Source organism: Curtobacterium ammoniigenes NBRC 101786 (genome assembly GCF_001571045.1).
Lineage (GTDB): Bacteria > Actinomycetota > Actinomycetes > Actinomycetales > Microbacteriaceae > Curtobacterium > Curtobacterium ammoniigenes.
The window spans coordinates 70589-96726 of sequence record NZ_BCSV01000003.1 but is presented as its reverse complement, the minus strand read 5'-3'; the positions used below and the strand labels follow the sequence as shown (position 1 = coordinate 96726).

Below are 26138 nucleotides of genomic sequence, written 5' to 3'. Positions count from 1 at the left end.
GAGCCGCCACCGGGAACCCCTGACGCGGGCGGGCGGCGCTGTGAGGAGCGTCCTCCGGGCACGCCCGACGCGGGCTGCCGAGGGCGCCCGCTCACGAGGCGAGGTCGCCGAGGTCGATCGCGGTCATCGGTCGCGACATGGGCGGCAGCCCGCGAAGCCGTTCCAGCCCGGGGATGAGTTCGTCGACCCAGGCCCGATACCCGTCCGCGTTGAGGTGAATGCCGTCCTCCGTCAGCGCGGTCTTGAGGTGGTCGCCCTCGGCAAGTGCCGGCCAGAGGTCGAGGAATTGCGCGTGGCACGTTGCCACGAACTGACGCAGATGCCGGTTCGCCTCGGTGATCTTCGCGGCGATCGCATCGGACCCGGGCGTGATCGAGACGAGCAAGAGCCGGACGCCCGGCAGATCACGACGAAGGTCGACGAGGATCGTCTCGATGTTGCGCACGACGTGCTCAACGCTCGCCTTCGCCTCCATGAAGTCGTTCGTGCCGATCAGCAGGACGATCACGTTCGGCGCCGCGGCGACCACACTGGCCAACCGTGCGAGGACCGCATCGGTCGTGTCACCGGGGATGCCCATGTTCAGCACCCGCTCACCGGGCAGCCACGACTCCCAGTCGCCAGCGGCAACGATGCTCGCACCGAGGAATGCGACGAGTTCGCGCTCCGAGTCGTCCGTCATACTGCCTCCTTCTCGAGAACGTGCCCCCCATTGTCCTCGCTCACTCGGTCGGTGCGCGACTCGACCTCGGCGCGCGCGGTGATCCGCTCCACCATCCCCGGAAAGATGATGCCGTGGAAGGGCAGGATCGAATACCAGTACAGACGTCCGAACAGGCCCTGCGGGAAGAAGATCGCCCGCTGGTGGTAGTCCGCTCCGGTGTCGGTGGGCGTCACGGTCATCTCGAGCCAGGCACGGCCGGGGCCTTGAACTCAGCTCGCAGCCGGAGGAAACGCCCCGCGTCGAGTCGTTCGACACGCCACCAATCGAGCACATCGCCCTGATGCAAGGTGTTGGGGTTTCGTCGTCCGCGTCGAAGTCCGACGCCACCGACGAGCCGGTCCATCCACCCGCGCAGCGACCACGCGAGCGGGAACGAATACCACCCGTTATCTCCGCCGATCGACTCGACGACGCGCCACACCGCGGCGGACGAAGCGGTTGTGGTGCGGGATCTGTCGTCGACGTAGACGCGATGTCCAGCCCATTGCGGGTCGCTCGGCAGCGGATCGGAGGGCGCCCAATCCAGCGTGGCGCCGCGCCAGGACGTCTCTACCTGCCCGGTTCGCATCTTCGCAAGCGCGAGCCGCACGGCCCGTCGATACGGCGTCAGGCCGCCCGGCGGAGGCGGGATCACCGCGTCGATGTCGTGCTCGCGCTGCACGCATTCGAACTGCAGGGACTCGATGATGGGCTTCGCGACGGCGCGCGGCACCGGTGTCACCAGATGAACCCAGTGCGCCGCCAACCCCGGCGTCAAGACCGGGAGGCTCGCGATCGCCCGTTGCGGCAGCTTCGCCCCAAGCGCATATCCGTTGAGCATCTGGCCGTATCGGAGCACATCCGGGCCTCCGATGTCGAAGGTTCGATTGATGTCCTCGGCGACATACGGCGCTTCGACGAGGTAGTAGAGGACGTCCCGCACGGCGATCGGCTGAATGTGGTTCCGAACCCATTTCGGCGCGGGCATCCACGGAAGCACGTCGGTGAGGTGGCGGATCATCTCGAACGATGTGCTTCCGGAGCCGATGACGACACCCGCCTGCAGCGCGATCGTCGGCACGCCGGAGGCCAGAAGGATCGAGCCGACCTCCGCGCGACTCGCGAGATGCCGGCTGAGCTGGCCCTCCGGGTGCAGGCCGCCGAGGTACACGAACCGTTTGACGCCGGCGCGACGAGCGGCACCGGCCATGATCTGGGCGCTCCGCCGTTCTGCTGCGGCGAAGTCGGAACCGGCCGCCATCGAATGAACAAGGTAGAACACGGCGTCCTGGTCTTGAACCGCATCGTCCACTGCGGCCGCATCGAGGAGGTCGCCCTCGACCACGTCGACCGCTCCGCGCCACGGCACGTCCGCGAGCTTCTGCGGCGTTCGAGCGATGACGCGAACCGTATGCCCGGCGTCGAGCAGGCGAGGCACCAGTCGTCCGCCGATGTACCCGGTTGCTCCGGTGACCAGCACGCGCATGCCCGCACGCTACGCTCGAAGACTGTGGAACATGCCTCCCCGCCGGATTCCGCCGACGCCATTCGTCGGCTGATCGATCACGCGATTTTGAAGCCCGAATTGAGCCGTGTGCAGGTGGACGCGCAACTCGACGAGGCAGCGGCGTACGGCGTCTTCAGCGTGTGCGTTCGGCCGTGCGACGTCGCACATGCGGTTGCGCGCCTTACCGGGACCGGCGTGCGGGTCGGCACCGTGATCGGTTTCCCGCACGGAACGACCACGACGACGACGAAGACTGCCGAGGCCATCCAAGCACTCGCGGATGGTGCGTTCGAGCTCGACATGGTGCAGAACATCGGCGCCGCTACGTCGGGCGACTGGCAAATGGTGGAGGGTGATGTCAGAGCCGTCGTGGATGTCGCCGGCGCCGTCCCAGTGAAAGTCATCCTGGAGACGTCCTACTTGACGGACGACCAGATCGTCGCGGCAAGCAGGGCAGCGGTCGCTGGTGGCGCCTCCTTCGTGAAGACGTCAACGGGCTTCGGTGGTGGCGGAGCCACCGCAGCGCACATCGCACTCATGCGCGCCACCGTCGGCGAGGCCGTCGGGGTCAAGGCGTCGGGCGGTGTCCGCGGACTGGACACGCTCATCGAGATGGTCCGTGCTGGAGCGAATCGCATCGGGACGAGCGCGTCTGCGCGCATTCTCGACGAGTTCGCGCATCGCGCGTCCACCGGGACCGCCTCCGACCGTGGCGATGATCGCACCTCGTATTGACCTGGCGGCGCCGCCCGCTGACGAGACCGCTCCGAGGAACTCGTCCCGCAATGAATTGTCGATCGCACTGACGTGAAGGAGCAGTCCGTGGAATCACTCAACATCGCGCTTGCGGTTGACCTCGGGGGCACCAAGGTCGAGGCCGCGCTGGTGCGCGACGACGGGACGATCCTGCTCGGGTCGCGCCATCGTCGACCGACCGGGCCGCAACGGAGCGCCGCCGAACTGCAGACAGCTGTCGACGAAGTCGTGCAGGCGGCACTCGCAGCGCTCCCCCGCGACGCGGAACTCCTCGGCGTCGGAGTCGGCGCCGCCGGACCGATCGACGAGGAGCACGGCCGAGTCTCACCGCTGAACATGCCGGTGTGGCGGCAGTATCCGCTCCGGGACCGCGTCGCTGCACTGGTTCCGTCGGATGTTCCGGTGACGCTCCGGATGGACGGTCTCTGCATCACCCTTGCCGAGCACTGGCTCGGAGCGGCGCAGGGTCGCGACCACGTAATGGGCATGATCGTCTCGACCGGCGTCGGCGGCGGCCTGATCCTGCATGGTCGGACGGTGAGCGGCCCGACGGGGAATGCAGGACACATCGGCCATTTGGAGTGCGGCGGATTCGACGACCCATGCGCCTGTGGCGGCACCGGCTGTCTGGAGGCTGTGGCGAGCGGACCGAAGACGGTTGCCTGGGCGCGACGACACGGCTTTGCGGGCAGCTCGGGAGAGGACTTGGCGGTCGCCTACGCGGCAGGGGACCCGATCGCGCGTGATGCGGTTCGTCGGAGCGGTCGGGCGCTCGGCCAGGCGATCGCCTCGGCGACCAGCCTTGTCGATCTCGAACTCGTCGCGATTGGCGGTGGGTTCTCGCATGTGACTCCGGACCTCTTCGACTTCGCTCGAGAAGCGGTCGCGGAGCGCGCCGAGTTCGGTTTCGTGACCAAGGTCACAATCGTGCCGAGCGCGCTCTCCCAGGATGGGCCGTTGATCGGCGCGGCCGCGCTCGTCCACCGCGCCCACGTCCTTCGCTGACGACTCATCCACAGGTCCGCCTAACGCCGACGCCGGCCTCCCTGTGCATGATCGAGACTCGTCCAGTGCCGCTTCCGCGCAACCGCATTCTGACGAACTCCGAGCTTCCCGAGGCCGAGCTGTTCGCCTGCGCGCACGACGGCGATTTGATGCGCGTCGGGCCAGGCTGGGCGTCGATCGCGGAGCCGAACGATGCACCGCTCCGCGCTGAGGCGTTCCGCGCTGCGGCTCCGGATCCGCGCCTCATCGCCGACCGAATGACCGCCGCGTGGGTATGGGGCGCCGTATCGAGGGCACCGCGACCCCTGCACGCGTGCGTGCGCTCGGTCGCCCGGTCATCGCGGCCCGATCCGTCATCGGTCGTCGTCCGAGAGAGCACGCTTGCGCCCGGAGACGTCTCGACGGTCGGTGGGGCGCGCGTCACCACCGTCGAACGGACATCCGTCGATCTGCTGCGGCTTCACACGGGCTGGGACGCGGCGGCGCGGGATGCGCTGTCAGTGCTGCTCGCGGCACCCGGGGCGGCGGAGCGGGTTCGCACGCGGCTCCTCGCGACGCCGCGCGCTCCATTCACGCAGCACGCAATGGCTCGGCTCGACACCGTGCCGCACGCGGATGTCATGCCTGCCCTGGAGGCGCTGTGGCCTCAGGCAGCGCTGACGCGATAGACGTCGTAGACCGCGTCGATGCGTCGAACCGCGTTCAAGACGCGATCGAGATGCGTGGTGTCACCCATTTCGAAGACGAATCGACTGAGCGCGAGTCGCTCTGACGACGTCGAGACGGTCGCCGACAGGATGTTGACGTGGTGCTCGGAGAGCACCCGGGTGACATCACTGAGGAGACCTGAGCGGTCGAGCGCCTCAATCTGGATCTGGACCAGGAAGACACTCTTCGACGATGGCGCCCACTCGACCTCGATCATGCGGTCGGGCTCGCGCATGAGCGACTGCACGTTGGAGCACGACGCCTGATGCACGCTCACGCCTTGTCCGCGCGTGATGAAGCCGACGATCTGATCGCCGGGCACGGGCGTGCAGCACTTCGCGAGCTTGACGAGGATGTCGGGCGCTCCGCGGACGAGCACACCGCTGTCGGAGTTCCGCAGAACGCGGCCGCTCAGCTGCGGCGGGAACGACAGCTCGGGCTCGTCGGTCTCCGTCTCAGTTTGGACGCTCGCGAGGATCTTCTCGATGACCGACTGCGTGGAGACGTGACCTTCACCGATCGCTGCGTAGAGGGCGGACACGTCGTCGTAGCGCATCGCCGACGCCACTTCGGCCACGGTGTCGTGCCCCATGAGTCGCTGCAGGGGGAGGTTCTGCTTGCGCATCGCGCGGGCGATCGCGTCGCGCCCCTGCTCGATCGCTTCTTCGCGGCGCTCCTTTGTGAACCACTGCTTGATCTTGTTCCGCGCGCGCGGACTCCTGACGAAGGTCAGCCAGTCCTGGCTCGGACCTGCGTCCGGATTCTTCGAGGTGAAGATCTCGACGACGTCGCCGCTCGACAGGGTGCTCTCCAAGGGAACGAGTCGCCCGTTCACCTTCGCCCCCATGGTGCGATGGCCGATCTCTGTGTGCACCGCGTAGGCGAAGTCGACCGGAGTCGCTCCAGCGGGCAAGCCGATCACCTTGCCCTGCGGCGTGAAGACGTAGGTCTCTTTTGCTCCAATTTCGTATCGGAGCGAGTCGAGGAACTCGGTCGGATCGCTGGTCTCAGCCTGCCAGTCCGTGATGTGCGCGAGCCACGCCATGTCGGTGTCAGAGCTCGACCCGGTACCAGCGTCCCGTCCGGAGATCCGTTGCTTGTACTTCCAGTGGGCGGCAACGCCATACTCGGCGCGCTGGTGCATCTCATTCGTGCGGATCTGGATCTCGACGGGGCGCCCCTGTGGGCCGAGCACCGTGGTGTGCAGCGACTGGTACAGGTTGAACTTCGGCGTCGCGATGTAGTCCTTGAATCGACCGGGCAGCGGCGTCCAGCGCGCATGCACGGCACCGAGCACCGCGTAGCAGTCGCGGACTGTGGGGACGATGACCCGAATCCCGACGAGGTCGTAGATCTCGTCGAATTCGCGGCCGCGCACGATCATCTTCTGATAGATCGAGTAGTACTGCTTCGGACGGCCCATCACGTCGCCGCGAATCTTCGCCGACTTGAGGTCCCGCTTCACCCCGCCGATGACGCTTTGCACGAGTTCTTCGCGCTTCGGCTGCCGTTCGCGAACGAGCGAGTCGATCTCGACGTACAGCTTCGGGTGCAAGACCGCGAACGAGAGGTCCTCGAGCTCGAGCTTGATCGCCTGGATACCGAGCCGATGCGCGAGCGGCGCGTAGATCTCGAGCGTCTCCTTCGCCTTCCGGGTCGCTGATTCGGACTCGACGAAGCCCCACGTTCGAGCATTGTGGAGCCGGTCGGCGAGCTTGATGACCAGGACCCGGATGTCTTTCGACATCGCGACGACCATCTTGCGCACGGTCTCCGCCTGCGCACTGTCGCCGTACTTCACTTTGTCGAGCTTCGTGACTCCGTCGACGAGCATGGCGATCTCGTCACCGAAATCGGCGCGCAGCTCGTCGAGGGTGTACTCGGTGTCCTCGACGGTGTCATGCAGGAGCGCTGCGGCGATCGTGATCGACCCGATCCCGAGGTCCGCCAGAATCTGCGCGACCGCGACCGGATGCGTGATGTACGGCTCACCGGACTTGCGGCGCTGACCATCGTGTGCACGCTCCGCGACCGAGTACGCACGTTCGAGGAGCGTCACATCTGCCTTCGGATGATGTGAGCGCACCGTTCGGATGAGCGTGTCAACAGCGCCGGAAGGCTGTGCGCGAGAGAACAGGCGCGGCAGAAGCGCTCGAAGCGAGCCGATGTTTCCGGTGGCCCCCGTCGCGGCAGCGCCGGACGACGGCGGGCTCACGGGGCGTGAGGGGGCAGGAGCCGCAGCAGCGCCATCCGTGGTCATAGACTCACGCGTATCCGTCATGCGTCGCCTCCCGCTCCGATTCGAATCAGCCTACGCTGGCGGATCCGCCGCGGGTGTCCGGTTCGCTGTCGGCACCTGTATCCGAGCCTGCGGTGACCGGCCCTCCAGCCGCGGCCCACTCCATCATGCCGCCCGCAAGGCTCACGGCGGGGACGCCCGCGCGCTCGAGCGCGTCGGCGACGCGGGCCGATCGATACCCCGAATGGCAAACGATGATAGCTGGGTCTGCGTCGGCGTCAATCTCGTGCCAATGGCTCTCGATCGTCGACATCGGCATGAAGGTCGCCTGGGGCGCGTGCCCGGCGGCCCACTCGTCGGGTTCCCGCACGTCGATGAGCCGGGACCCGGCAGCGACGCGGCGCAGCGCCTCCGGAGCGTCGATCTCGTGCATGTGATTCTCCTCGTGTGCTGCGAGCGTCATGCTCGTGGCGGCGTCATTGTCCTGCCCGCTTCACGCGGGCGACGGCGTCACTGTGCTGCTTGCGTCTGGCTCTTCCGGGCGAGCGCCTGGGCCTTTTTGGCATCGGCTCGCTGGATCTTCGGCTCCCGCACGCGGAGGCTCGTGTACAGCGGTGCGGCGATGAAGATCGTCGAGTACGTTCCGACGATGATGCCGATGAAGAGCGCGAGCGCAATGTCGCGAAGCGTGCCGGCACCGAGCAGGTAAGTGCCGATGAAGAGGATCGACGCGACCGGGAGGAGGGCCACGACCGAGGTGTTGATGGATCGGACAAGGGTCTGGTTGACCGCGAGGTTTGCGGCCTGCGCGAACGTCCGGCTCGATTCGAGGCTGGTGTTCTCGCGAATCTTGTCGAAGACGACCACGGTGTCATAGAGCGAGTAGCCGAGAATGGTCAGGAAGCCGATCACCGCTGCAGGAGACACTTCGAACCCGACGATGCCGTAGACACCTGCCGTGATGATGAGGTCGTGCAACAGGGCCACCATCGCGGACAGTGACATCTTCCAGGTCCGGAAGTAGACCGTCATGAACACGGCGGCGAGGATGAGGAAGATCACGAGCCCGCGAACTGCCTGATTCAGGACGTCTGAGCCCCAGGTCGCACCGATGTAGGACGCTGCGACATCACGTTGCGGGAGGTTGTAGGCCTTTGCCAGTGCCGCACCGACTGCATCTGACTGCGACGTCGTGAGTTGTCCCGTCTGCACGCGAAGGCCGTTCTGACCGACCTGCGAGACGAGCGGAATGATCTTCGGCACCACCTGCTCGACCGCTGCGGTGGCCTTCGTCTGGTCAGGGTTCTTCACGTTCGAGAGCGTGTATTCGGAACCACCGGTGAAGTCGATGGTGAGGTGGAACCCGCCACGAAGCCACGGAACGATGATGGCAATGAGTACTGCCGCGATTGCGATGCTGAACCAGATGCGCCGCTTGCCGACGAAGTCGTACGACCGCTTGCCGGTGTAGAGATCGCTACCGAACTGATTGAAGCTGAACATCAGGAGTCCTTCTCAGCGCTGTCGGATTCACCGGTGGATGCTGCGGCTTTGCGCTCTGCGATGGTCTGGCGGCGTACCGCCTCACGAGCGCTGCGCTGCTGGCGTTTGCCGTCGATCACTGGCGCGCGGAACTGCGCGCGCCCGCGGTATACGGCGCCGAGCGCCGAGGGGTCGAGGCCGCTGAACGCGTGACCCTCTCCGAAGAATCGCGAGCGTGCAATGAGTTGCAGCATGGGGTGTGTGAACAATGCGACGACGACGACGTCGATGATGGTTGTGACGAGCAGCGTGAACGCGAATCCCTTCACGTCCGAGACGGCGAGGACGTAGAGCGTGATCGCCGCGAGGAAGTTCACCGAGTCCGACGCAAGAATGGTGCGAAGCGCACGACGCCACCCGGCTTCGACGGCGGACTCCAGCGCTCTCCCGTCTCGGAGCTCATCGCGAATGCGCTCGAAGTAAACGATGAACGAGTCCGCGGTGATGCCGATGGCGACGATGAGGCCCGCGACCCCGGCAAGCGACAGGCGATACCCGATGTTCCAGGAAAGGATCGCGATCACGCCGTACGTGATCGCCGCCGATACTGCGAGCGAGAGGACCGTCACGAATGCCAGTGCGCGGTACTGCACGATCGAGTAGATCACGACGAGGATCAACCCGATCAGGCCCGCGATCAGCCCCCCGATGAGCTGTGCCGAACCGAGGGTCGCGGAGATGTGCTCGTTCGACTGCACGGTGAAGCTGATCGGAAGCGCACCGAACTTCAGCTGATCGGCAAGCGACTTTGCACTCTCAGCGGTGAAGGACCCCGTGATCTGGGCTTGGCCGTTCGTGATGGCCGCGTTCGTCGCCGGAGCGCTGATGATCGTTCCGTCGAGGACGATCGCGAACTGGTTCCGCGGAGCGGTCAGCCCGACGAGACGACTCGTGACCGTGCTGAACGCCTTCGTACCGGTGCCGTTGAACGACAGGTTCACGGCCCATTCCCCGGTCGTGACTCCCTGCGAACTCGTGGCAAGGCCCGACGTCGCGTTCTTGATGTCCTTTCCTTCGACCTCGACCGGCCCCAGGATGTACTTGTTCTGGCCAGTCGAGTCGCAGGTGACGAGCGGCTTGTTGTCCGGCGCCTGCGACACGTTGTCCGGTGCGGCGCAGTTGTAGTTGTCGTAGAGGTTCTGCAGCTTGGGCGTCACCCACGCGAGGTCGGAACCGTTCGTCGGCTTCGCGGTCGGGGTGGATGACAGCGTGGCCGGCGGCGAATAGGGCGTCGGCGACGCGGAGGCGTTCGCCCCCTTGCCGCCCACCGCAGTGTTCGTCGCCGCGGTCGTATACAGCACTGGACGGAACGTCAGGCGGGCCGCGGTCTCGATCCGCTGGATCGTCGACTTGCTCGGCGAACCAGGGATCGACACGACGATGTTGTTCGCGCCCTGCGTGTTGACCTGCGCCTCCGAGACACCGGATGCATTGACACGCTCACGGATGATCGCAACAGCCTGGCTCAGTTGCTGCGAGGTGACGGTTTTCCCCGACGTGTCGTTCGCGGCCATCGTGAGCTGCGTGCCGCCCTGCAGGTCGAGGCCGAGTTTCGGCGCCCAACCGGCACCCGCGTACCAGGCGCCAGCGCCACCGACGGTGTTCGCGAGGACCGTGGCCGTGCCGTTGAGCACGCCGAGACCGGCGAGGATCACGATCAGCCAGGTGAGTGAGCGGAGCGCCTTCCGGACGGGCGTCGTTCGTCGTGCCACCTGCGCGTCTCGTCTTTCTGTTCAGTGCGGCGAGGCGCCGCGAGAATGGATCGGGAGGCTCGGGTATCGAACCTGCCGGCGAAGGGCTCAGTCGTCGTTCGCGCGCTTGGCGGCGTCGATTTCCGCTGCGCTGTCCGCACGCTCGCCGTATTCGGGCTCGGTGGTTTCCGCGAGCGGCTCGGGCGCAACGACCGGCGCGTCGGCATCCACGATCGGTGTGTCGGTGGGCTCCTCGACAACGCGAGCGAGCGTTTGACGGTGCACCGTGATGGTTGTTCCCGGTGCGATCTCGACGTCCGCGGTGGTCTGCTCCTCGTTGATGGAGATCAGTCGCCCGTACAGCCCGAACGACAGCATGACCCGAGCGCCGGGAACCATCTGCAATGCCATCTCGGCCTGCTGCTTCTTGCGCTTGCGGCTGTTCCAGAACAGAAAGGCCGCGAACCCAACGAGAATGACGATGAGCAGAATGTTCATGATGAGATTGCCTTCTGTGTTGATCGCCGAGGCAGCATCAGATGATGGGCCGCTTCGACCGTGCCCCGGCGGGGCCGTAGCAGTCTAGAGCACGGTCCTGTACCGGGCCGAACGCTGTGGACGCCGTCAGTCGTGGCCGCCGTCATCGAAGAGCGCGGGCGCGCCCGGGACTGCCCGATGCTGCCGTGTGCGTCCGAAATGCGACCAGGCACGGTCGGTGGCCACGCGCCCGCGCGGCGTCCGGGTGACGAGGCCGACGCGCACGAGAAACGGCTCAACCACTGATTCGATCGTCTCGCTTTCCTCACCGACGGCGAGCGCGAGCGTGTTCAGCCCGACCGGTCCCCCATCGAAGCGGTCCAGCATGTTCTCGACGACCGCGCGGTCGAGCCGATCGAGTCCAAGGGCATCGACGTCGTACAGATCCAGCGCGCCGCGGACGGCGTCGATGCCGCGATCCGGCTGATGCACGAGCGCATAGTCGCGAACCCGGCGAAGAAGCCGGTTGGCAATACGTGGCGTGCCGCGGGAGCGTTCGGCGATCTCCCGCAGCGCGATTCGGTCGAAATCGAGACCGAGAAGACCCGCCGCACGCACGAGCACGCGCTCGAGCTCGTCGTGGTCGTAAAACTCCAGATGCGCCGTGAAGCCGAACCGGTCGCGCAGCGGGTTCGGGAGAAGTCCGGACCGCGTCGTCGCGGCAACGAGCGTGAACGGTGCCAGATCCAGCGGGATGCTCGTCGCGCCGGCGCCTTTGCCGACCATGATGTCGATCCGGAAGTCCTCCATCGCGAGATAGAGCATCTCCTCCGCCGATCGCGCCATGCGGTGGATCTCATCGACGAACAGGACCTCGCCGGGAACGAGCGACGAGAGCACCGCCGCAAGGTCGCCGGCGTGCTGGATGGCCGGCCCACTCGACAGCCGGAGCGGCCGATTCGACTCGTGCGCGACGATCATGGCGAGCGTCGTCTTGCCGAGGCCGGGCGGACCGGCGAGCAGGATGTGGTCGGGGGTCCGCTCCTGGAGCGCCGCAGCACGCAAAAGCAGCTCGAGCTGACCGCGCACTTTCCGCTGTCCGACGAATTCGGACAACGAGCGCGGACGCATCGCACCCTCGAACGCGAGCTCCGCCTCCGACTCTGGGGTGGCCGCCGTGAGATCGCCGCTCATCGTGCCGCACCGGACGGTCGTAGGGTGCCGAGTGCGGCGCGAAGCAGCGCCTGGGCACCGAGACTGGCTGCATTCGGATTCGCAGCGATTGCATCGTCGACTGCCGAGGTCGCGGCATCGTCTTTCCATCCGAGTCCGACGAGCGCCTCGATCACGTCGGCAGCCGCCGGATGCGCGCCAGACACTGGAGCAGAGGCGTCCGCATGTTCGAACGACACGAGCTTGCCCGCGAGCGCGACAACGATGAGCTTGGCCGTCTTCGGACCGATACCGCTGACTTTGCGGAACGCGGCATCGTTCTCGGCTCCGACAGCGGCAGCGACCTCCGCCGGAGACATCACGGCGAGCACGCCCATCGCGGACTTCGGGCCGACGCCGGACACGCTCCGAAGCAGATCGAACACGCGGAGCGCGTCCGCCGACTCGAACCCGAACAGGGCGAACTCGTCGTCACGGACGATCAAGGCAGTGCGCAGCGAGACCTCTGACCCCAGCCGGATCGTCAGCGCATGCGCCGGCGTGACAGTGACCGCGTAGCCGACACCGCCGACATCGACCACGATCGAGGACCCGGAAATGTCGATACAGGCACCCCGGAGACTCGCGATCATGTCCCGAGCCTAGGAGGCTCCACCGACGTTTCTGGGCACGCCACGCGCGGCCGACAGCTGCGCGGGCACCCGGCGCGCCTGCTGCTCCGCGGCCGCCCAGGCACGCTGCGCCGGAGTCTGCACGCTCGTGCCGGTGGATGCGGCGGCGGGTGCGCCGAGCCTCCAGGCATGGCAGACCGCGAGCGCGAGCGCGTCAGCCGCGTCTGCCGGCTTCGGCGGGGAGGCGAGGCCGAGGATGCGCGCGATCATGGCCTGGACCTGCCGCTTGTCGGCATTGCCGTACCCGGTCACGGCGGCCTTGACCTCCGATGGGGTGTGGAGGCCGACTGGGATCCCCTGTGATGCGGCAGCGTGCAATGCGAGCCCGGAGGCCTGCGCGGTTCCCATCACCGTGCGGACATTCGCCTGGGCGAAGACGCGCTCTACAGCCACAGCGTCCGGTGCGAACTCGTCGATCGCGGCGGCGATACCTGCAGCGATCTGCACAAGACGGTGTTCGAGGGGCATGTCGGTCGGCGTGCGGACGACGGACACGGCAACAAGGCTCGCGCGACGATCCGCGGCGACATCGACGACGCCGACCCCGCACCGAGTCAGCCCCGGGTCGACCCCCAACACCCGGAGCATCGGTGATCAGTCCTCGTCAGCGTCGAGCTCGGCTTGCACATCGGCGGTGATGTCGAAGTTCGCGTAGACGTTCTGCACGTCATCGCTGTCCTCAAGCGCATCAATCAGTCGGAAGACCTTTCTGGCAGTCTCGGCGTCGACCTCGATCTTCAAGCCGGGCACGAATTCGGCGTCCGCGGAGTCGTAGTCGATGCCTGCGTCCTGCAGGGCCGTACGAGCCTGAACGAGGTCGGTGGCCTCGGTGATGACCTCGAAGCCGCCGCCCTGATCGACGACCTCTTCCGCGCCGGCATCGAGCACTGCCGCGAGCAAATCGTCTTCGCTCAGCCCGTCGACCTTGCTGACGGCAATCACGCCCTTGCGGCTGAAGTTGTAGGCGACGCTCCCCGGATCGGCCATGGTTCCGCCGTTCCGCGTCATCGCGGTGCGCACTTCCGCGGCCGCACGGTTCTTGTTATCGGTGAGGCACTCGATCAGCAGTGCCACACCGTTCGGGCCGTAGCCCTCGTACATGATGGTCTGGTAGTCGATGGACTCGCCGGTGAGCCCCGCGCCACGCTTAATGGCACGATCGATGTTGTCGTTCGGAACAGACGTCTTCTTCGCCTTCTGAACCGCGTCGACAAGCGTCGGGTTGCCGGTGAGGTCGGCGCCGCCCATCTTCGCGGCGACCTCGATGTTCTTGATCAGCTTGGCGAACGACTTCGCGCGCCGCTGGTCGATGACGGCCTTCTTGTGCTTGGTCGTTGCCCACTTGGAATGCCCGGACACGGTTCTCCTTGCGATGTCGCTTGCGTGCGCGCGGCGCGTGCCGCGGAAACGTCGGCGTCCAGTCTACCGGGCAGGTTCGCGCTCGCCGTTGCTGGAGCACTGCGCCCGTTCGATGATCTCCAGGAATCGACGGTGGAACCGGTCCTCCCCCGCGACCACCTCTGGATGGAATGCGGAGGCGAGGATGTTCCCCTGCTGGACGGCGACCGCCCGCCCGTCTGGGAGCGCCCCGAGCACTTCGACGGCGTCGCCGTGGGTCTCCACGACCGGAGCGCGGATGAACACGGCGTGGACCGGTCGTTCCCCGAGCGCAGGCATCGGGATGTCGATCTCGAACGACTCGTTCTGCGCGCCGAACGCGTTCCGCCGGACGCTGACGTCGAGGACGCCGAGCGTCTCCTGACCCGCGATGGGATTCGCGAGTCCGGCGGCGAGCATTATCATCCCAGCACAGGTTCCATAGGCCGGGAGGCCGCTGCGCAGCGCATCGCGCAGCGGCGCAGCCAGCCCAAATGACCGCGTGAGCTTGTCCATGACTGACGATTCGCCGCCGGGGATCACAACCCCGTCAAGCGCCGCGAGCTCCTCGGGACGGCGCAGGAGCACTGCGTCGGCGCCGAGCGCGCGCAGGGACGCGATGTGCTCGCGGAAGTCGCCCTGGATGCCAAGGACGCCGATTCGCGGTCCGGAGGCCGGACTCACCACCCGCGCTCGGCCAGCCGATGCGGCGCGGGCACGTCGGCGACGTTGATCCCCACCATCGCTTCGCCGAGGCCACGGGAGACCTCGGCGATCACCTTCGGGTCGTCGGCGAATGTCGTCGCCTTCACGATCGCTGCGGCTCGCGCTGCGGGGTCGCCGGACTTGAAGATGCCTGAGCCGACGAAAACACCGTCGGCGCCGAGCTGCATCATCATGGCCGCGTCTGCGGGGGTTGCAACGCCTCCTGCGGTGAACAGCACGACGGGCAGCTTGCCGGTGCGGGCGACCTCGAGGACGATGTCGTACGGAGCCTGCAGCTCCTTGGCGGCGACGTAGAGCTCGTCGTCTGCCAGACTGCGGAGCGACGCGATCTCGCGCTTGATGGTGCGGATGTGCTTCGTCGCCTCGGAGACGTCGCCCGTACCGGCCTCACCCTTGGAACGGATCATCGCAGCGCCCTCGGTGATGCGCCGCAGCGCCTCCCCCAGGTTGGTGGCACCGCAAACGAACGGCGTGGTGAACTGCCATTTGTCGATGTGGTTCACATAGTCCGCCGGGGACAGCACCTCGGACTCGTCGATGTAGTCGACGCCGAGCTCCTGCAGCACCTGCGCCTCCACGAAGTGGCCGATGCGCGCCTTCGCCATCACTGGAATCGAGACGGCGTCGATGATGGCGTCGATCAGGTCCGGGTCGGACATCCGGGCCACGCCGCCCTGGGCGCGAATGTCGGCAGGAACGCGCTCGAGCGCCATGACTGCCGACGCGCCCGCGTCTTCGGCGATCTTCGCCTGGTCCGCGGTGACGACGTCCATGATGACGCCGCCCTTGAGCATCTCGGCGAGGCCGCGCTTGACGCGCGAGGATCCCGTGATCGAAGTCGCACCTTCGGGCGTGTCGGTGCCGGCGGGGGTGCTTGCTGCGGTGCTGTCGCTCATGATGCAGACAATCTTAGAGCCGGTCGCCGGTCACGACGGCCAGGCTTCGGCGACAAGACGCCGGGTGTCACCGAGGAGCTGCGAGATCGCCTTCGTCCGCGCGATGATCGGGAAGAAGTTGGCGTCGGATTCCCACCTCGGCACGACGTGCTGGTGCAGGTGGGCCGCGATTCCAGCACCAGCGACCGCGCCCTGGTTCATGCCGATGTTGAAGCCATCGCAGTGGGCGACCGCCCGAAGCACCCGCATCGCCGTCTGTGTCATCGCGGACATCTCGGCGGTCTCCGCCTCGGTGGCGTCGTCGTAGAGCGACACGTGCCGGTACGGGCAGATGAGCAGGTGACCGTTGTTGTACGGATAGAGGTTGAGCAGTGCGTAGACGTGGGTGCCACGGGCGACGATCAGGCTGTCCTCGTCCGCTCGGTGCGGGGCATCGCAGAATGGACAGTCGTCATTGGCTCCGCGTCCGTCGCCCGCCCGGCCGGACTCCATGTAGGCCGTGCGGTGCGGAGTCCAGAGTCGCTGAAAGGCGTCCGGCACGGCCGCTGCGTCGGCCGTCGAACGGATGACGTACGAGTCGTCCTCGGCCATGTCAGACCTGGGCGCGCGAGTGGATCGCGTCGAGAATCCGCTCGACGGCTGCCTGGACCGGCACACCGTTGTCTTGCGTGCCGTCCCGGAACCGGAAGCTCACCGCCCGCTGGTCGCGATCCTCCGCGCCGGCAATCAGCATGAACGGCACTTTCTGCTTGGTGTGCGTCCGGATCTTCTTCTGCATCCGGTCGTCGGAGTGGTCGACCTCGGCGCGCACACCGTGCCCGCGGAGTTCTGCGACGACCTCGTCGAGGTACTCGCCGTACTCCCCGGCAACCGGGATGCCGACGACCTGAACCGGCGCGAGCCACGCCGGGAAGGCTCCGGCATAGTGCTCGGTGAGCACGCCGAAGAATCGTTCGATTGACCCGAACAGGGCCCGGTGAATCATGACCGGGCGCTGCCGCGATCCGTCTGCCGCCGTGTACTCGAGATCGAACCGCTCCGGCAGGTTGAAGTCGAGCTGCACGGTCGACATCTGCCACGTGCGCCCGATCGCGTCACGCGCCTGCACGGAGATCTTCGGTCCGTAGAAGGCCGCGCCGCCCGGATCCGGGACGAGTTCGAGGCCGGACTCCTCCGCCACCTGACGAAGCGTCTCGGTTGCTTCCTCCCACACCTCATCGGAACCGACGTACTTGTCCGGGTCCTTCGTCGAGAGCTCGAGGTAGAAGTCGTCGAGGCCGTAATCGCGGAGGAGCGAGAGCACGAAGTTGAGCGTGGTGGTCAGCTCATCCTTCATGCGCTCCTTCGTCGTGAAGATGTGCGCGTCGTCCTGGGTCATACCGCGGACGCGGGTCAGCCCGTGGATCACCCCGGATTTCTCGTTGCGGTAGACCGTGCCGAACTCGAACAGCCGAAGCGGGAGGTCGCGGTAGGAGCGTGGCTGCGATCGATACACGAGGATGTGCATCGGGCAGTTCATCGGCTTCAGGTAGTAGTCCGCCCCGCGCCGCGTGATGTTGCCGTCGTCGTCCTTCGCCTCGTCGAGGTGCATGGCCGGGAACATTCCGTCCTTGTACCAACCGAGATGCCCGGACACCTCGAACAGCTCCCCCTTGGTGATATGCGGGGTGTAGACGAACGAGTAGCCCTCTTCTTCGTGACGGCGGCGCGAGTAGTCCTCCATCACCCGGCGGATGATCCCGCCCTTCGGGTGGAAGACGGCGAGGCCTGAGCCGATCTCGTCGGGGAACGAGAATAGGTCCAGTTCGTTGCCGAGCTTCCGGTGGTCACGCTTCGCGGCTTCTTCGAGCCGCTCGAGATAGGCGCGGAGCTGCTCCTTGTCCGGCCAGGCGGTGCCGTAGATGCGCTGGAGCTGGGGGTTCTTCTCAGAGCCGCGCCAGTACGCAGCGGCGACACGCATGAGCTTCGCAGCGTTGCCGATGACCCGCGTGTTCGGAAGGTGCGGGCCGCGGCAGAGGTCCTGCCAGACCACCGCGCCGGTCTTCGGATCGACGTTCTCATACACGGTGAGCTCACCGGCGCCGACCTCGACGCTCTCGCCCGAGTCGCCGTCCGCCGCAGCGCCCTTGAGCCCGATGAGCTCGAGCTTGAACGGCTCGTCGGCCATGCGTTCCCGGGCCTCTGCCTCGGTCACGACGACGCGCGAGAAGCGCTGCCCCTGACGGATGATCCGGTCCATCGCTTTCTCGATGGCCTTGAGGTCGTCCGGAGTGAAGGGCTCAGCGACGTCGAAGTCGTAGTAGAAGCCGTCGGTGATCGGCGGACCGATCCCGAGCTTCGCGTCCGGGTTGATCGACTGCACGGCCTGCGCGAGTACGTGTGCGGTCGAGTGACGGAGGATGTCCAGCCCGTCCTGCTCGGCGAGCGTGACCGGCTCGGCGATCTGCCCTTCGTGCACGGCCGCTGCGAGGTCGAGGAGACGACCATCGACCCGGACAGCCACGACCCGACGGTCCGCCGCGAACAGGTCTGCGCCGGTCGTGTCCGTGGTCGCCGTCACGCTGCTCGGTGCCTGCGGCACTGCGTTGTCATCGGCGGGGTCGACTTGCTCGGTCACGGTCGGACTGCTCCTCTGTAGATGGTGAGTTCACCCTATCCGGGCATGCCGGGCGGCTCGGAACGCACCCGACGGCCGTCGGTCACGCGGGCACTGTGTCCAGCGTGTGGACGGGGAGTCGCGGCTCGAGGGCGCGCCGGCCCTCCAGACCGTCGAGTTCCAGCAGAGCGGCGAATCCGATGACGTGATAACCCGCGCGCTCGAGGAGCGTCACCGTCGCTCCCGCCGTGCCGCCCGTGGCGAGAACATCGTCAACCACCAGCACCCGTGTTCCCGACGCGAGCTGGCCCGGCCGGAGTTCGAGTTCGGCTTCCCCGTATTCGAGCGCATACTGTTCGCTCAACACTTCGCCCGGCAGCTTGCCCGCCTTCCGGACGGTGAGCACGCCCGTGCCGAGCTGCGCTGCTATGCCACCGGCGAGTGCGAACCCGCGCGCCTCGATCCCAGCCACCGCTTCGATTCCCGCGAACGGCTCGGCGAGCGCCCGACAGATCGACGAGAAGCCCTCCGGATCGGCGAACACGGTCGTGACATCGCGAAAGAGCACGCCGGGCTTCGGGAAATCGGGAACGACGGCGGTCAGGCGGTGCACGAGCGCGGTGACGGTCTCTGTCATGCGTCCAACGCTAGAGGTCACCGCCACCCGACACCCAACCCCGCTTCAGGCGACAGCGAGCGAGGTTGGGTGCGGTCCGGCGACGTCAGGCGAGCACGGCCTCCCGCACGGTCGCAACGAGCTCATCGTCGACCACGTCGATGTGCACGTCCGAACCGTCCTGGATGCTGCCATCGACCACGAGATCCGCCACCCGGTCGTCGACCTCGCGCTGGATCAGTCGGCGGAGGGGGCGTGCGCCGAACTCCGGCTCGAACCCGTGCGCTGCGAGCCATTCGATAGCGGCCTCCGACACGCGGAGGCCCGCGCCGAACGCGGCGACGCGATCAGCGGACGCAGCGAGCATGAGCGAGACGATCTGGCGCAGCTGCTCCCGATCGAGCTTCCGGAAGAGCAGGATGTCGTCGATCCGGTTCAGGAACTCTGGACGCATGGACTCGCGGAGCTTGCCCATCACGCGGTTCCGGAGGTCGACGTCACCGAATCCTCCGTCCGCCTGCGCCGAGAATCCGATCGCTCCCGATCGCGATGCGAGGAACTCGGATCCCAGGTTCGAGGTCATGATCACGACGGTGTTCCGGAAGTCGACCGTGCGGCCTTGCCCGTCGGTCAGTCGGCCGTCGTCGAGAACCTGCAGCAGCAGGTTGAAGACGTCCGGGTGCGCCTTCTCGATCTCGTCGAGCAGGATGACCGAGTATGGGTTCCGCCGAACGCGCTCGGTGAGCTGTCCCGCTTCGTCATACCCCACGTATCCGGGAGGCGCTCCGACGAGACGCGAGACCGTGTGGCGTTCGCCGTACTCGCTCATGTCGAATCGCAGCATCGCCGTTTCGTCGCCGAAGAGCGATCCGGCCAGTGCCTTGGCGAGCTCGGTCTTGCCGACCCCGGTGGGGCCGAGGAACAGGAAGCTTCCGACCGGCCGGCGCGGATCGCCGAGGCCGGCACGGCTTCGACGGATCGAACGGGCCACCGCAGCGACCGGATCGTCTTGACCGATCACCCGAGCGTGCAGCTCGGACTCGAGCGCGGCAAGCCGTTCCCGATCGCCCGCGGCGAGCCGGGCGACAGGAATGCCGGTCGCCCGGGCGACGACCGCCGCGATGTCGTCCGCTGTGATCACCGCGTCCGTCGTCACGGCGTCGCTCGACGCGCCGGTGCCAGCGCCGTCCACGGCGCCGGTGGCGGTCGGGAGGACCGTGGCCGATTCGATCCGCGCCTCCAACTCGTCGATCCGGTCGCGCAGCGTCGACGCTTCTTCGTACTGCTCTTCGGCGACCGCGCGGTCCTTCTGCTGCTGCAGTCGCGCGATCTCGGAGCGTGTTGCTTCGACATCGACCGTGCCGCTCAGCGCGAGGCGGCGGCGCGCACCCGCCTGGTCGATGAGGTCGATCGCCTTGTCAGGCAGGAACCGGTCGGTGATATAGCGGTGCGAGAGCTCGACGGCGGCACGGATGGCGTCGTCGGCGTAGCTGATTCCGTGGTGTTCGGCGTATCGCGGTGCGAGTCCCTGCAGGATCGTGATGGCGTCCGTCGTGCTCGGTTCCCCGACCATCACCGGTTGGAAACGTCGTTCGAGCGCGGCGTCCTTCTCAATGCGCCGGTACTCCGAGAGCGTCGTCGCGCCGACCATGTGCAGGTCGCCACGCGCGAGTCGTGGCTTGAGGATGTTGCCGGCGTCCATGCCGCCGCCGTCACCTCCGCCGCCTGCGCCGACGACGGTGTGCACTTCGTCGAGGAAGACGATGAGCTCATCGCGATGGGCCGCGATCTCGTCCATCGCGGCGGTGAGGCGCTCCTCGAAGTCGCCGCGGTACCGGGTGCCGGCGAGCATGCCGGGAAGGTCGAGTGCGATCACGCGCTTGCCCTGCAGGAGCGCCGGGACGTCACCGTCGGCGATCCGCTGCGCGAGCCCCTCGACGATCGCGGTCTTGCCCACTCCTGGCTCGCCGATCAGCACCGGGTTGTTCTTCGTCCGGCGAAGCAGGATCTCGACGGTCTGCTCGATCTCGTCGGCGCGGCCGATGACGGGGTCGATCGCGCCCTCGCGAGCCCGCGCGGTGAGATCGGTGCCGAACTTGTCGAGGGTCGGTGTCGCGGAGCGCTCCCCATCCGTGGGTGTCGCCGTTCCGGGCGTGGGGCGACCGTCGCGGGCGGCGCGAGCGGCCTCCTGCGCATACTGCTGCATCGCCTGCGGTGTGACACCGGCTGCAGCGAGGAGCTGTCCGGTCACGGCATCCTGCTCGACAGCGAGCGCGAAGAACAGGTGCTCGGGATCGACATAGGTGCTGCCGAATGCGCGCGCAGCCTGGACCGCGTCCGCGAGGGCGCGTTGGGCGGACGCGGTGAGGGCGGGCTGGCCGTCCGGGGCGCCTGTGGCCGCCTCCGGGAGGCGCTGGTCGATCTCATCGATCAGACGCTCGGGGTCGGAGCCGACGGACCGGACGAGCGATGCGAACGGATCAGTCGCAACGAGCGTCCGCAGCATGTGCAGCGCGTCGAGCTCGTGGTGTCCGCGCTCGACGGCGAACGCTGCCGCCTCGTGGAGCACGGTGTGGGTGCGCTTGCTGAGCAGCCGCGTGATGTCGACGGGCCGTCCGAAGGGGACGGACCGGTTGTGCTGACCCTGCAGCAGCCGGGCGAGGAACGCGTCGAGCGAGTCGCCGTCGGCCGGGCCGAACGTCTCTGGCAAAGGAGCCTCCTGTGGAACTTGAGTGCCTTTGACTCAATGCAACACAGGGGTACCGGAGACATTCCCGGTCTGTCAAAAAAGTTGCGGCCGGTCGACTCAGGTTCGGCAGACAGCCGATCTGGAGGCACGCGTTTAGTCGCGCGCGATCGCCGCCGTCACGCCGCCGGTCGCCTTGAGCAGATCGTCGGGAGCGATCTCGAGATCGAACCCCCGCCGGCCGCCGCTCACGAAGATCGTCGCGGATCGCGACGCGGACGCGTCGAGCACCGTCGGCAACGACGTCTTCTGCCCCATCGGCGAGATTCCGCCGACCACGTATCCGGTCTTGCGCTCGGCGAGTTCCGGGTCCGCGAGGGTCGCCTTCTTGCCGTCCATCACCGCCGCGATCGCTTTCAAGTCAAGGCGATTCGCGACCGGAACGATCGCGACCGCGAGGCGCCCATCCACGGACACGATGAGCGTCTTGAACACCTGATCCTCACGAAGCCCGAGCTCCTGTGCTGCCTCTTCACCGAAGTTCGTCGCCGTGTCGTGGTGCTCGTAGATGTGGGGACGATACGGAATCCCGGCGCGGTCGAGGGCGATCGTGGCCGGCGTCGTCGGGAAGGCGGCGCTCATATGCCGATCCTGCCCGCAGGAAACTCCAAAGATCGGCATCGGCGCGCCAAACGGCTCAGATCGTTGCGCAACGGCGGCGCGAAGCGGTCCAGAGCGCGCACAATGGCGGTGAGAGCTGGAGCAGCATGAAACGACCCGACAGGCCAGCGGCGCGGACGGAATCGGCCGCAGCACGTGCCGAGCGCGAGCGCCTCCAGGCCATCGCGTTCGGCCCTGCCTCCGAGCCAGCGGCAGCGGAAGCGGCCAGGAGGCGGCTCGCGGCCCTCGCAGGCACCCCCCTGACCGCGACTCCCCCGGTTGCCAGCACCTCGGGCGCAGTCGAGGCGACGCCCGCGGCACGTGCCGACCCGGATGCTGCGAGTCCGGCTCCGGAGCCCGACGCGGACGACGTCGGCGAGCCCGGAGGTGTGGATGGGCCCGGAGGTGTGGACGCAGTCGCTCCCGCCGGAGCCGGCCATCCTGGTGTCTGGACGGCGACCGCGGAACGGTTGTCGGGCCTCCTGCGCGGAGACACGCGAGGGCGGCGGGTACGCATCGCGACCGCGGGCGCTGTGGTCGTCGTGATCGCCGGCGTCGCATTCCTCGGTGGCCAAGCAGTGGGCGCCCGCCAGCCACACGTCACCACGGCTGCCGCGACGAGCACACCCCAACTGCCCACAACGAATCGATTCGGCACCCTCACGGTGAATCAGCTGCTCGCGGCACCGCAGACCTACGGCGATCAACTCCCGCCCGCCGTGGTCGCTCCGGTACAACGGCACACTGCGCGGCTGGTGTTCACGAACCGATCCCTGCAGCTCGAGACCGACGACTCGGTCATACCCTGGGCGGTGTATGCGGCGGTCGGGACCGACCCGAGCAGCATTTGCCTCGTCGCCACATCCGACCGCCAGAGCGCGACCGAAGCGTGTTACCCGCGGGCGTCCATGAGTCGCGGCAACATCACGCTCGTCGCTCGATCGACCACGGAGACGCTCACCGTCTCCGTGGTCGATGGCATCCTCGCGGCAATGGTCACGCACGGCTGAGAATCGTCGTGATTTTCTCAGCACACAAGCGGTGCCGACAGCGTCGATCGGCGCTCCGCCGGGCGTAGCGTTCGAACCGTACGCACCGCGCACGACAACGCCCCGGCACTCCGGGGCGCTCCGAAGCACTGACTGAGGAGGTCGCACATGACTCAGGAACTGAGTTCCGGACCGAGCATCGTTCTCGGCGTCGCATCGGATGTCCCGCATCACGAAGCACAGCGATGGGCAACCGAGCGCGCTCGCGCCGGCGGAACGCTGCACGTCGTTGTCGTCGATCCGGACGATGGAGGCGTTGATGCCGACGACGTCGTCGAGCGGATTCGTGCAGCGTGCCCCGATGTTTCGGTCTCCGCATCGCGCCGTACCGGGTCAGTCGTCCCCGAACTCGTCGCTGCCGCCGAAGAGGACGACCTGCTCGTGGTCGGATCGTTCCGCGGCAAACGCGGCTCGACCGCCGGATATCGCGTGGAACGACTCGCCGAGCGCGCAACCATTCCGGTCGTCGTCGTTCCCGACCCGGCGCGAGCAATCGAAGGCGATGTCGTGCTCGCCGTCGACGAGCCCCTCGACGAACGGGCCGTCCAGCTCGCCGTCGACGAGGCCCGGCGCCGACGGCGTCGCCTCACCGCGCTCCGTGCCTGGGAGATGCCGGTGATCACGAGGACGGGCCTCACGGACTTCGCCGAGGATCCGCTCCGCTGGCGACGCATCAACGCAGAACTCCTCGATCGCGCCACTGCCCAGATCGCGGCCCGGTTCCCCGACGTCCGCGTGCACCCGCTGCTGGTGGAGGGTCATCCGGCCCGCGCGATCGTCGATCACACGCGACTCGCCTCACTCGTCGTTCTCGGGCAGGGCCACGCCCACGTCCTATCGGGCTCGATCCTCCGAGAGGTCGTCCGGGAGTCGCAGGTGCCCGTCTGCGTGGTCCCCCTCGCCGCGAACCGCCCTGCCCGCGCCGAAGACGAGACGGTCGAGCAGCCGATCGAGTTCGACGAGCGAGCGAGCTGACGTCCAACGGGATGCGCCCGAGGCGAACCATGATGCGGCACGGGTGAGCGCTGCGGCGGATCTCCGCGCAAGCAATCGCTGCCGCACGACCGTGCGGGGCGGGTGTAGGGGTCAGGCAGAACCGGGCGAGGACGCAGCGTGGGAGCCCGACGGTGCGCTGGGTGCGGTCGTCGGGCTTCGCAACGCGGCCGCCACCTTGGACGCCATGAACGCCGCTCCGGCGGTCGTTGGGTGCAGCGATCCGGGAACGATCTGAATGCGACGGAAGTTCCCGCTCGACCGCAGCGTCACCCCGGACACGAGTGCGCCATGTTTGTCGCACGCCGACCGATGTTCGCTCGCGCCGAATGTCGAGACGTAGGTGATGCCGGTAGCACGCGCTGCCTCGCTGCTGACCTGGTCCAGAAGCGCCTGAACGTTGTGCAAGTAGGCGACGTCCGTGGTTGTGAACGGGAAGCTGTTCGACGGGAAGAAACCGGCCAACGCGCCGAAGTCGAGGGCGGAGCGGAAACAGCCGCCCTTCGGGATGTCCTTCTGATTGGGAAAGATGGCCGGATAGCCGACGAGCACGATGCGAGCGTTCGGTGCAGCGCGCTGAACGGCACGGATGGTCTTGACGATGCCGTTGGAAACGGGTCCAGCCACCTTGGCGGCCAGTGCGTCCGTACCGTCGTGGACAAGCCTGCTTCGGCACGAGGGCGCATCCCGTCCTGAGATCACAGGGCCCTTCGGGGAGAGCGCAAGGCAGTCGAACGCCTGGCTGAAGAGGCCGGCGTCATTCCCTCCGACAGTGAGGGTCACGAGCGCCGTGCCGGCGCCCAGCGCCGTGATCTGAGGAGGCGCGCCGTTCTGGCGCTTGGCGACGACGTCTGCGGTGGTGGCGCCAGCACACGTGACATCGGTCAGGTCGAGGTGGAGCGCCGCGGCGAGACGGTGCGGATAGTCGAGTTTCGACTGGCCGCACGCCGGGACCGGTCGACGAGTCGGATGACCGAGGCCGTACCCGGCAGCGTATGAATCTCCGAGCGCGACGTAGGGCGACCCCGGAGGAAGGTTCAGCGGAGCGGAACTCGCTGCGAGAGCCCCGTCGGTACTCGGGGCCCCGTCTTGCGCGCCAGCCGGCGGAGTGGCCGCGGCGGCAGCATCGATCGACGAAGCGGCACCGCGCCCCTCGGGCGGAGCAACAGGGTGAACGGGGACGCTCGGAGCAACAGCGAGCGCGATCCCGAGGGTCGCGCCAGCCGCGAGGTGCAGGAGAGTACGCAGATGCACGACGCGATCAGCGACGGCCCAGGCGCCGCTCTCCGTTGCTGCCCGTCTGATAGGGCAGGTTGTAGTGCTCGAAGAGTGTGGGCTCAGTCACGGCTTCGAGCTCGCCGTCGGTTGGAATGGTTGGTGCGTCCTTCACGAGCTTCTTGTCGAAGGCGACCTTCAGATGCTTCGGGGAGACCGTCGCTTCCGCCAACGGAACGAATGTCAGCCGCTGGAAGCCGATCATGCCCGTCGTGACCGACGCGAACGACGGCTCCGACGTCGCCGTGTCGTAGTAGACGCTTTCGAGCGTTCCGATGCGGTCGTCACCCGGGTCAACCACGGGCAGTCCGATCCAGTCGCGGATGTTCTCTGCTTCGAACACGACAAGTCCCTTTCTCGTCTCCGCCGGGATGCTCCGGCTCGCTCGCCGGGATTGCCCGGCCAGCTCTGCGGAGCGGCCCCGCATGGTGCCGGACTACCCGGCATGGTGCCGGCTACCTCGGCCTGGTGCCAGAACTCCTCGGCTCGCACCGAGGTCGATCTGACTACATCAACGTATTCCCCGCGCACGCACGCTCGTTCAGTGAACGTTCGGCCCGCATCCAGTCCCACACGTTCTCGAGCACTGCCGGCCCGCGAGCCCGGCCGCGACTCACGCGATCGCCTTCGACACGCCGAGCGCGGCTCGCCGCTGACCCGGAAGCTGCAGACGACACGCTCCGAAGGACAGCTTTCGCACTCCCCACAGGATCCGTGGTGGCGCGTCGCTCGCGCTCGTCCTTCCGCATTCATCAAGATCGCAAGTTCTTTCGCCCTGATATCGCCGAACCT

24 protein-coding genes and 1 pseudogene are annotated in these 26138 nt (G+C 67.2%); 5 read left to right on the top strand and 20 right to left on the bottom strand.

Annotated features, from left to right (window positions below; translation table 11 throughout):
• Nucleotides 1–91: 91 nt before the first annotated feature.
• Together CAM01S_RS07480 and CAM01S_RS07475 are read right to left on the bottom strand one after the other, a co-directional pair.
• A complete protein-coding gene (locus tag CAM01S_RS07480) occupies nucleotides 92–682 on the bottom strand; it encodes a GDSL-type esterase/lipase family protein (RefSeq protein WP_066518939.1) in 591 nt (196 codons plus the stop codon).
• Nucleotides 679–2189, bottom strand: a pseudogene (locus CAM01S_RS07475) (SDR family oxidoreductase). Before CAM01S_RS07475 ends, CAM01S_RS07480 begins: the two are co-directional and overlap by 4 nt.
• 24 nt (nucleotides 2190–2213) lie before the next feature.
• Between CAM01S_RS07475 and deoC the strand changes: the two are divergent.
• The 3 genes from deoC to CAM01S_RS07460 all read left to right on the top strand — a co-directional run bounded on the left by deoC (nucleotide 2214) and on the right by CAM01S_RS07460 (nucleotide 4639).
• Nucleotides 2214–2945: a deoxyribose-phosphate aldolase gene (deoC, locus tag CAM01S_RS07470; protein WP_245631576.1), complete on the top strand. Its 732-nt coding sequence runs from the start codon at nucleotides 2214–2216 to the stop codon at nucleotides 2943–2945.
• Between the two features lie 87 nt (nucleotides 2946–3032).
• Entirely contained in the window at nucleotides 3033–3971 is a 939-nt protein-coding gene (locus CAM01S_RS07465; protein ID WP_083527894.1) for an ROK family protein, read from the top strand.
• Between the two features lie 65 nt (nucleotides 3972–4036).
• Nucleotides 4037–4639, top strand: a complete 603-nt coding sequence (locus tag CAM01S_RS07460) for a hypothetical protein (protein WP_066518933.1) — start codon at nucleotides 4037–4039, stop codon at nucleotides 4637–4639.
• Here CAM01S_RS07460 and CAM01S_RS07455 read toward each other — a convergent pair.
• The 16 genes from CAM01S_RS07455 to ybaK all read right to left on the bottom strand — a co-directional run bounded on the left by CAM01S_RS07455 (nucleotide 4618) and on the right by ybaK (nucleotide 22011).
• Entirely contained in the window at nucleotides 4618–6939 is a 2322-nt protein-coding gene (locus CAM01S_RS07455; protein ID WP_245631575.1) for a RelA/SpoT family protein, read from the bottom strand. The genes CAM01S_RS07460 and CAM01S_RS07455 overlap by 22 nt on opposite strands.
• A 46-nt stretch (nucleotides 6940–6985) precedes the next feature.
• A complete protein-coding gene (locus CAM01S_RS07450; protein WP_157071471.1) occupies nucleotides 6986–7351 on the bottom strand; it encodes a rhodanese-like domain-containing protein in 366 nt (121 codons plus the stop codon).
• Nucleotides 7352–7428: 77 nt separating this feature from the next.
• Complete coding sequence (gene secF, locus CAM01S_RS07445) at nucleotides 7429–8421, bottom strand: protein translocase subunit SecF (RefSeq protein WP_066518925.1); 993 nt, start codon at nucleotides 8419–8421, stop codon at nucleotides 7429–7431.
• Entirely contained in the window at nucleotides 8421–10172 is a 1752-nt protein-coding gene (secD, locus tag CAM01S_RS07440; RefSeq protein WP_066518921.1) for a protein translocase subunit SecD, read from the bottom strand. Before secD ends, secF begins: the two co-directional genes overlap by 1 nt.
• An 87-nt stretch (nucleotides 10173–10259) precedes the next feature.
• On the bottom strand, nucleotides 10260–10649 hold the full coding sequence (locus CAM01S_RS07435) for a preprotein translocase subunit YajC (RefSeq protein WP_066518916.1): 390 nt from the start codon (nucleotides 10647–10649) through the stop codon (nucleotides 10260–10262).
• A gap of 126 nt (nucleotides 10650–10775) precedes the next feature.
• Entirely contained in the window at nucleotides 10776–11822 is a 1047-nt protein-coding gene (ruvB, locus tag CAM01S_RS07430; protein ID WP_066518913.1) for a Holliday junction branch migration DNA helicase RuvB, read from the bottom strand.
• Nucleotides 11819–12433, bottom strand: a complete 615-nt coding sequence (gene ruvA, locus CAM01S_RS07425; protein ID WP_066518910.1) for a Holliday junction branch migration protein RuvA — start codon at nucleotides 12431–12433, stop codon at nucleotides 11819–11821. Before ruvA ends, ruvB begins: the two co-directional genes overlap by 4 nt.
• Nucleotides 12434–12442: 9 nt before the next feature.
• Nucleotides 12443–13060, bottom strand: a complete 618-nt coding sequence (ruvC, locus tag CAM01S_RS07420) for a crossover junction endodeoxyribonuclease RuvC (protein WP_066518909.1) — start codon at nucleotides 13058–13060, stop codon at nucleotides 12443–12445.
• A gap of 6 nt (nucleotides 13061–13066) precedes the next feature.
• Nucleotides 13067–13831 (bottom strand): YebC/PmpR family DNA-binding transcriptional regulator, encoded by a 765-nt coding sequence (locus CAM01S_RS07415; protein ID WP_066518907.1) that lies wholly within the window; start codon nucleotides 13829–13831, stop codon nucleotides 13067–13069.
• Nucleotides 13832–13894: 63 nt separating this feature from the next.
• A complete protein-coding gene (gene pdxT / locus CAM01S_RS07410; RefSeq protein ID WP_066519905.1) occupies nucleotides 13895–14533 on the bottom strand; it encodes a pyridoxal 5'-phosphate synthase glutaminase subunit PdxT in 639 nt (212 codons plus the stop codon).
• Nucleotides 14530–15471 (bottom strand): pyridoxal 5'-phosphate synthase lyase subunit PdxS, encoded by a 942-nt coding sequence (pdxS, locus tag CAM01S_RS07405; RefSeq protein ID WP_066518899.1) that lies wholly within the window; start codon nucleotides 15469–15471, stop codon nucleotides 14530–14532. The genes pdxT and pdxS overlap by 4 nt, the downstream gene beginning before the upstream one ends.
• A gap of 30 nt (nucleotides 15472–15501) precedes the next feature.
• A complete protein-coding gene (locus CAM01S_RS07400; protein ID WP_066518893.1) occupies nucleotides 15502–16062 on the bottom strand; it encodes an HIT family protein in 561 nt (186 codons plus the stop codon).
• A gap of 1 nt (nucleotide 16063) precedes the next feature.
• Complete coding sequence (thrS, locus tag CAM01S_RS07395; protein WP_066519899.1) at nucleotides 16064–18052, bottom strand: threonine--tRNA ligase; 1989 nt, start codon at nucleotides 18050–18052, stop codon at nucleotides 16064–16066.
• Between the two features lie 118 nt (nucleotides 18053–18170).
• Complete coding sequence (locus CAM01S_RS07390) at nucleotides 18171–18704, bottom strand: adenine phosphoribosyltransferase (RefSeq protein ID WP_066518885.1); 534 nt, start codon at nucleotides 18702–18704, stop codon at nucleotides 18171–18173.
• Between the two features lie 85 nt (nucleotides 18705–18789).
• Entirely contained in the window at nucleotides 18790–21393 is a 2604-nt protein-coding gene (locus tag CAM01S_RS07385) for an ATP-dependent Clp protease ATP-binding subunit (RefSeq protein ID WP_066518882.1), read from the bottom strand.
• A gap of 132 nt (nucleotides 21394–21525) precedes the next feature.
• The gene (gene ybaK, locus CAM01S_RS07380) at nucleotides 21526–22011 is read right to left on the bottom strand and encodes a Cys-tRNA(Pro) deacylase (protein ID WP_066518878.1); all 486 of its coding nucleotides are present in this window, start codon (nucleotides 22009–22011) and stop codon (nucleotides 21526–21528) included.
• 125 nt (nucleotides 22012–22136) lie between these two features.
• On the opposite strand from ybaK, the gene CAM01S_RS07375 reads away from it, so the two are divergent.
• Both CAM01S_RS07375 and CAM01S_RS07370 read left to right on the top strand, forming a co-directional pair.
• Nucleotides 22137–23039 (top strand): hypothetical protein, encoded by a 903-nt coding sequence (locus CAM01S_RS07375; RefSeq protein WP_066518874.1) that lies wholly within the window; start codon nucleotides 22137–22139, stop codon nucleotides 23037–23039.
• 147 nt (nucleotides 23040–23186) lie between these two features.
• A complete protein-coding gene (locus CAM01S_RS07370) occupies nucleotides 23187–24053 on the top strand; it encodes a universal stress protein (protein WP_066518872.1) in 867 nt (288 codons plus the stop codon).
• Nucleotides 24054–24164: 111 nt separating this feature from the next.
• On the opposite strand, the gene CAM01S_RS07365 is transcribed toward CAM01S_RS07370, so the two are convergent.
• The gene (locus tag CAM01S_RS07365) at nucleotides 24165–25325 is read right to left on the bottom strand and encodes an SGNH/GDSL hydrolase family protein (RefSeq protein ID WP_066518869.1); all 1161 of its coding nucleotides are present in this window, start codon (nucleotides 25323–25325) and stop codon (nucleotides 24165–24167) included.
• A gap of 7 nt (nucleotides 25326–25332) precedes the next feature.
• Nucleotides 25333–25689: a PRC-barrel domain-containing protein gene (locus CAM01S_RS07360; protein WP_066518868.1), complete on the bottom strand. Its 357-nt coding sequence runs from the start codon at nucleotides 25687–25689 to the stop codon at nucleotides 25333–25335.
• Nucleotides 25690–26138 lie beyond the last annotated feature (449 nt).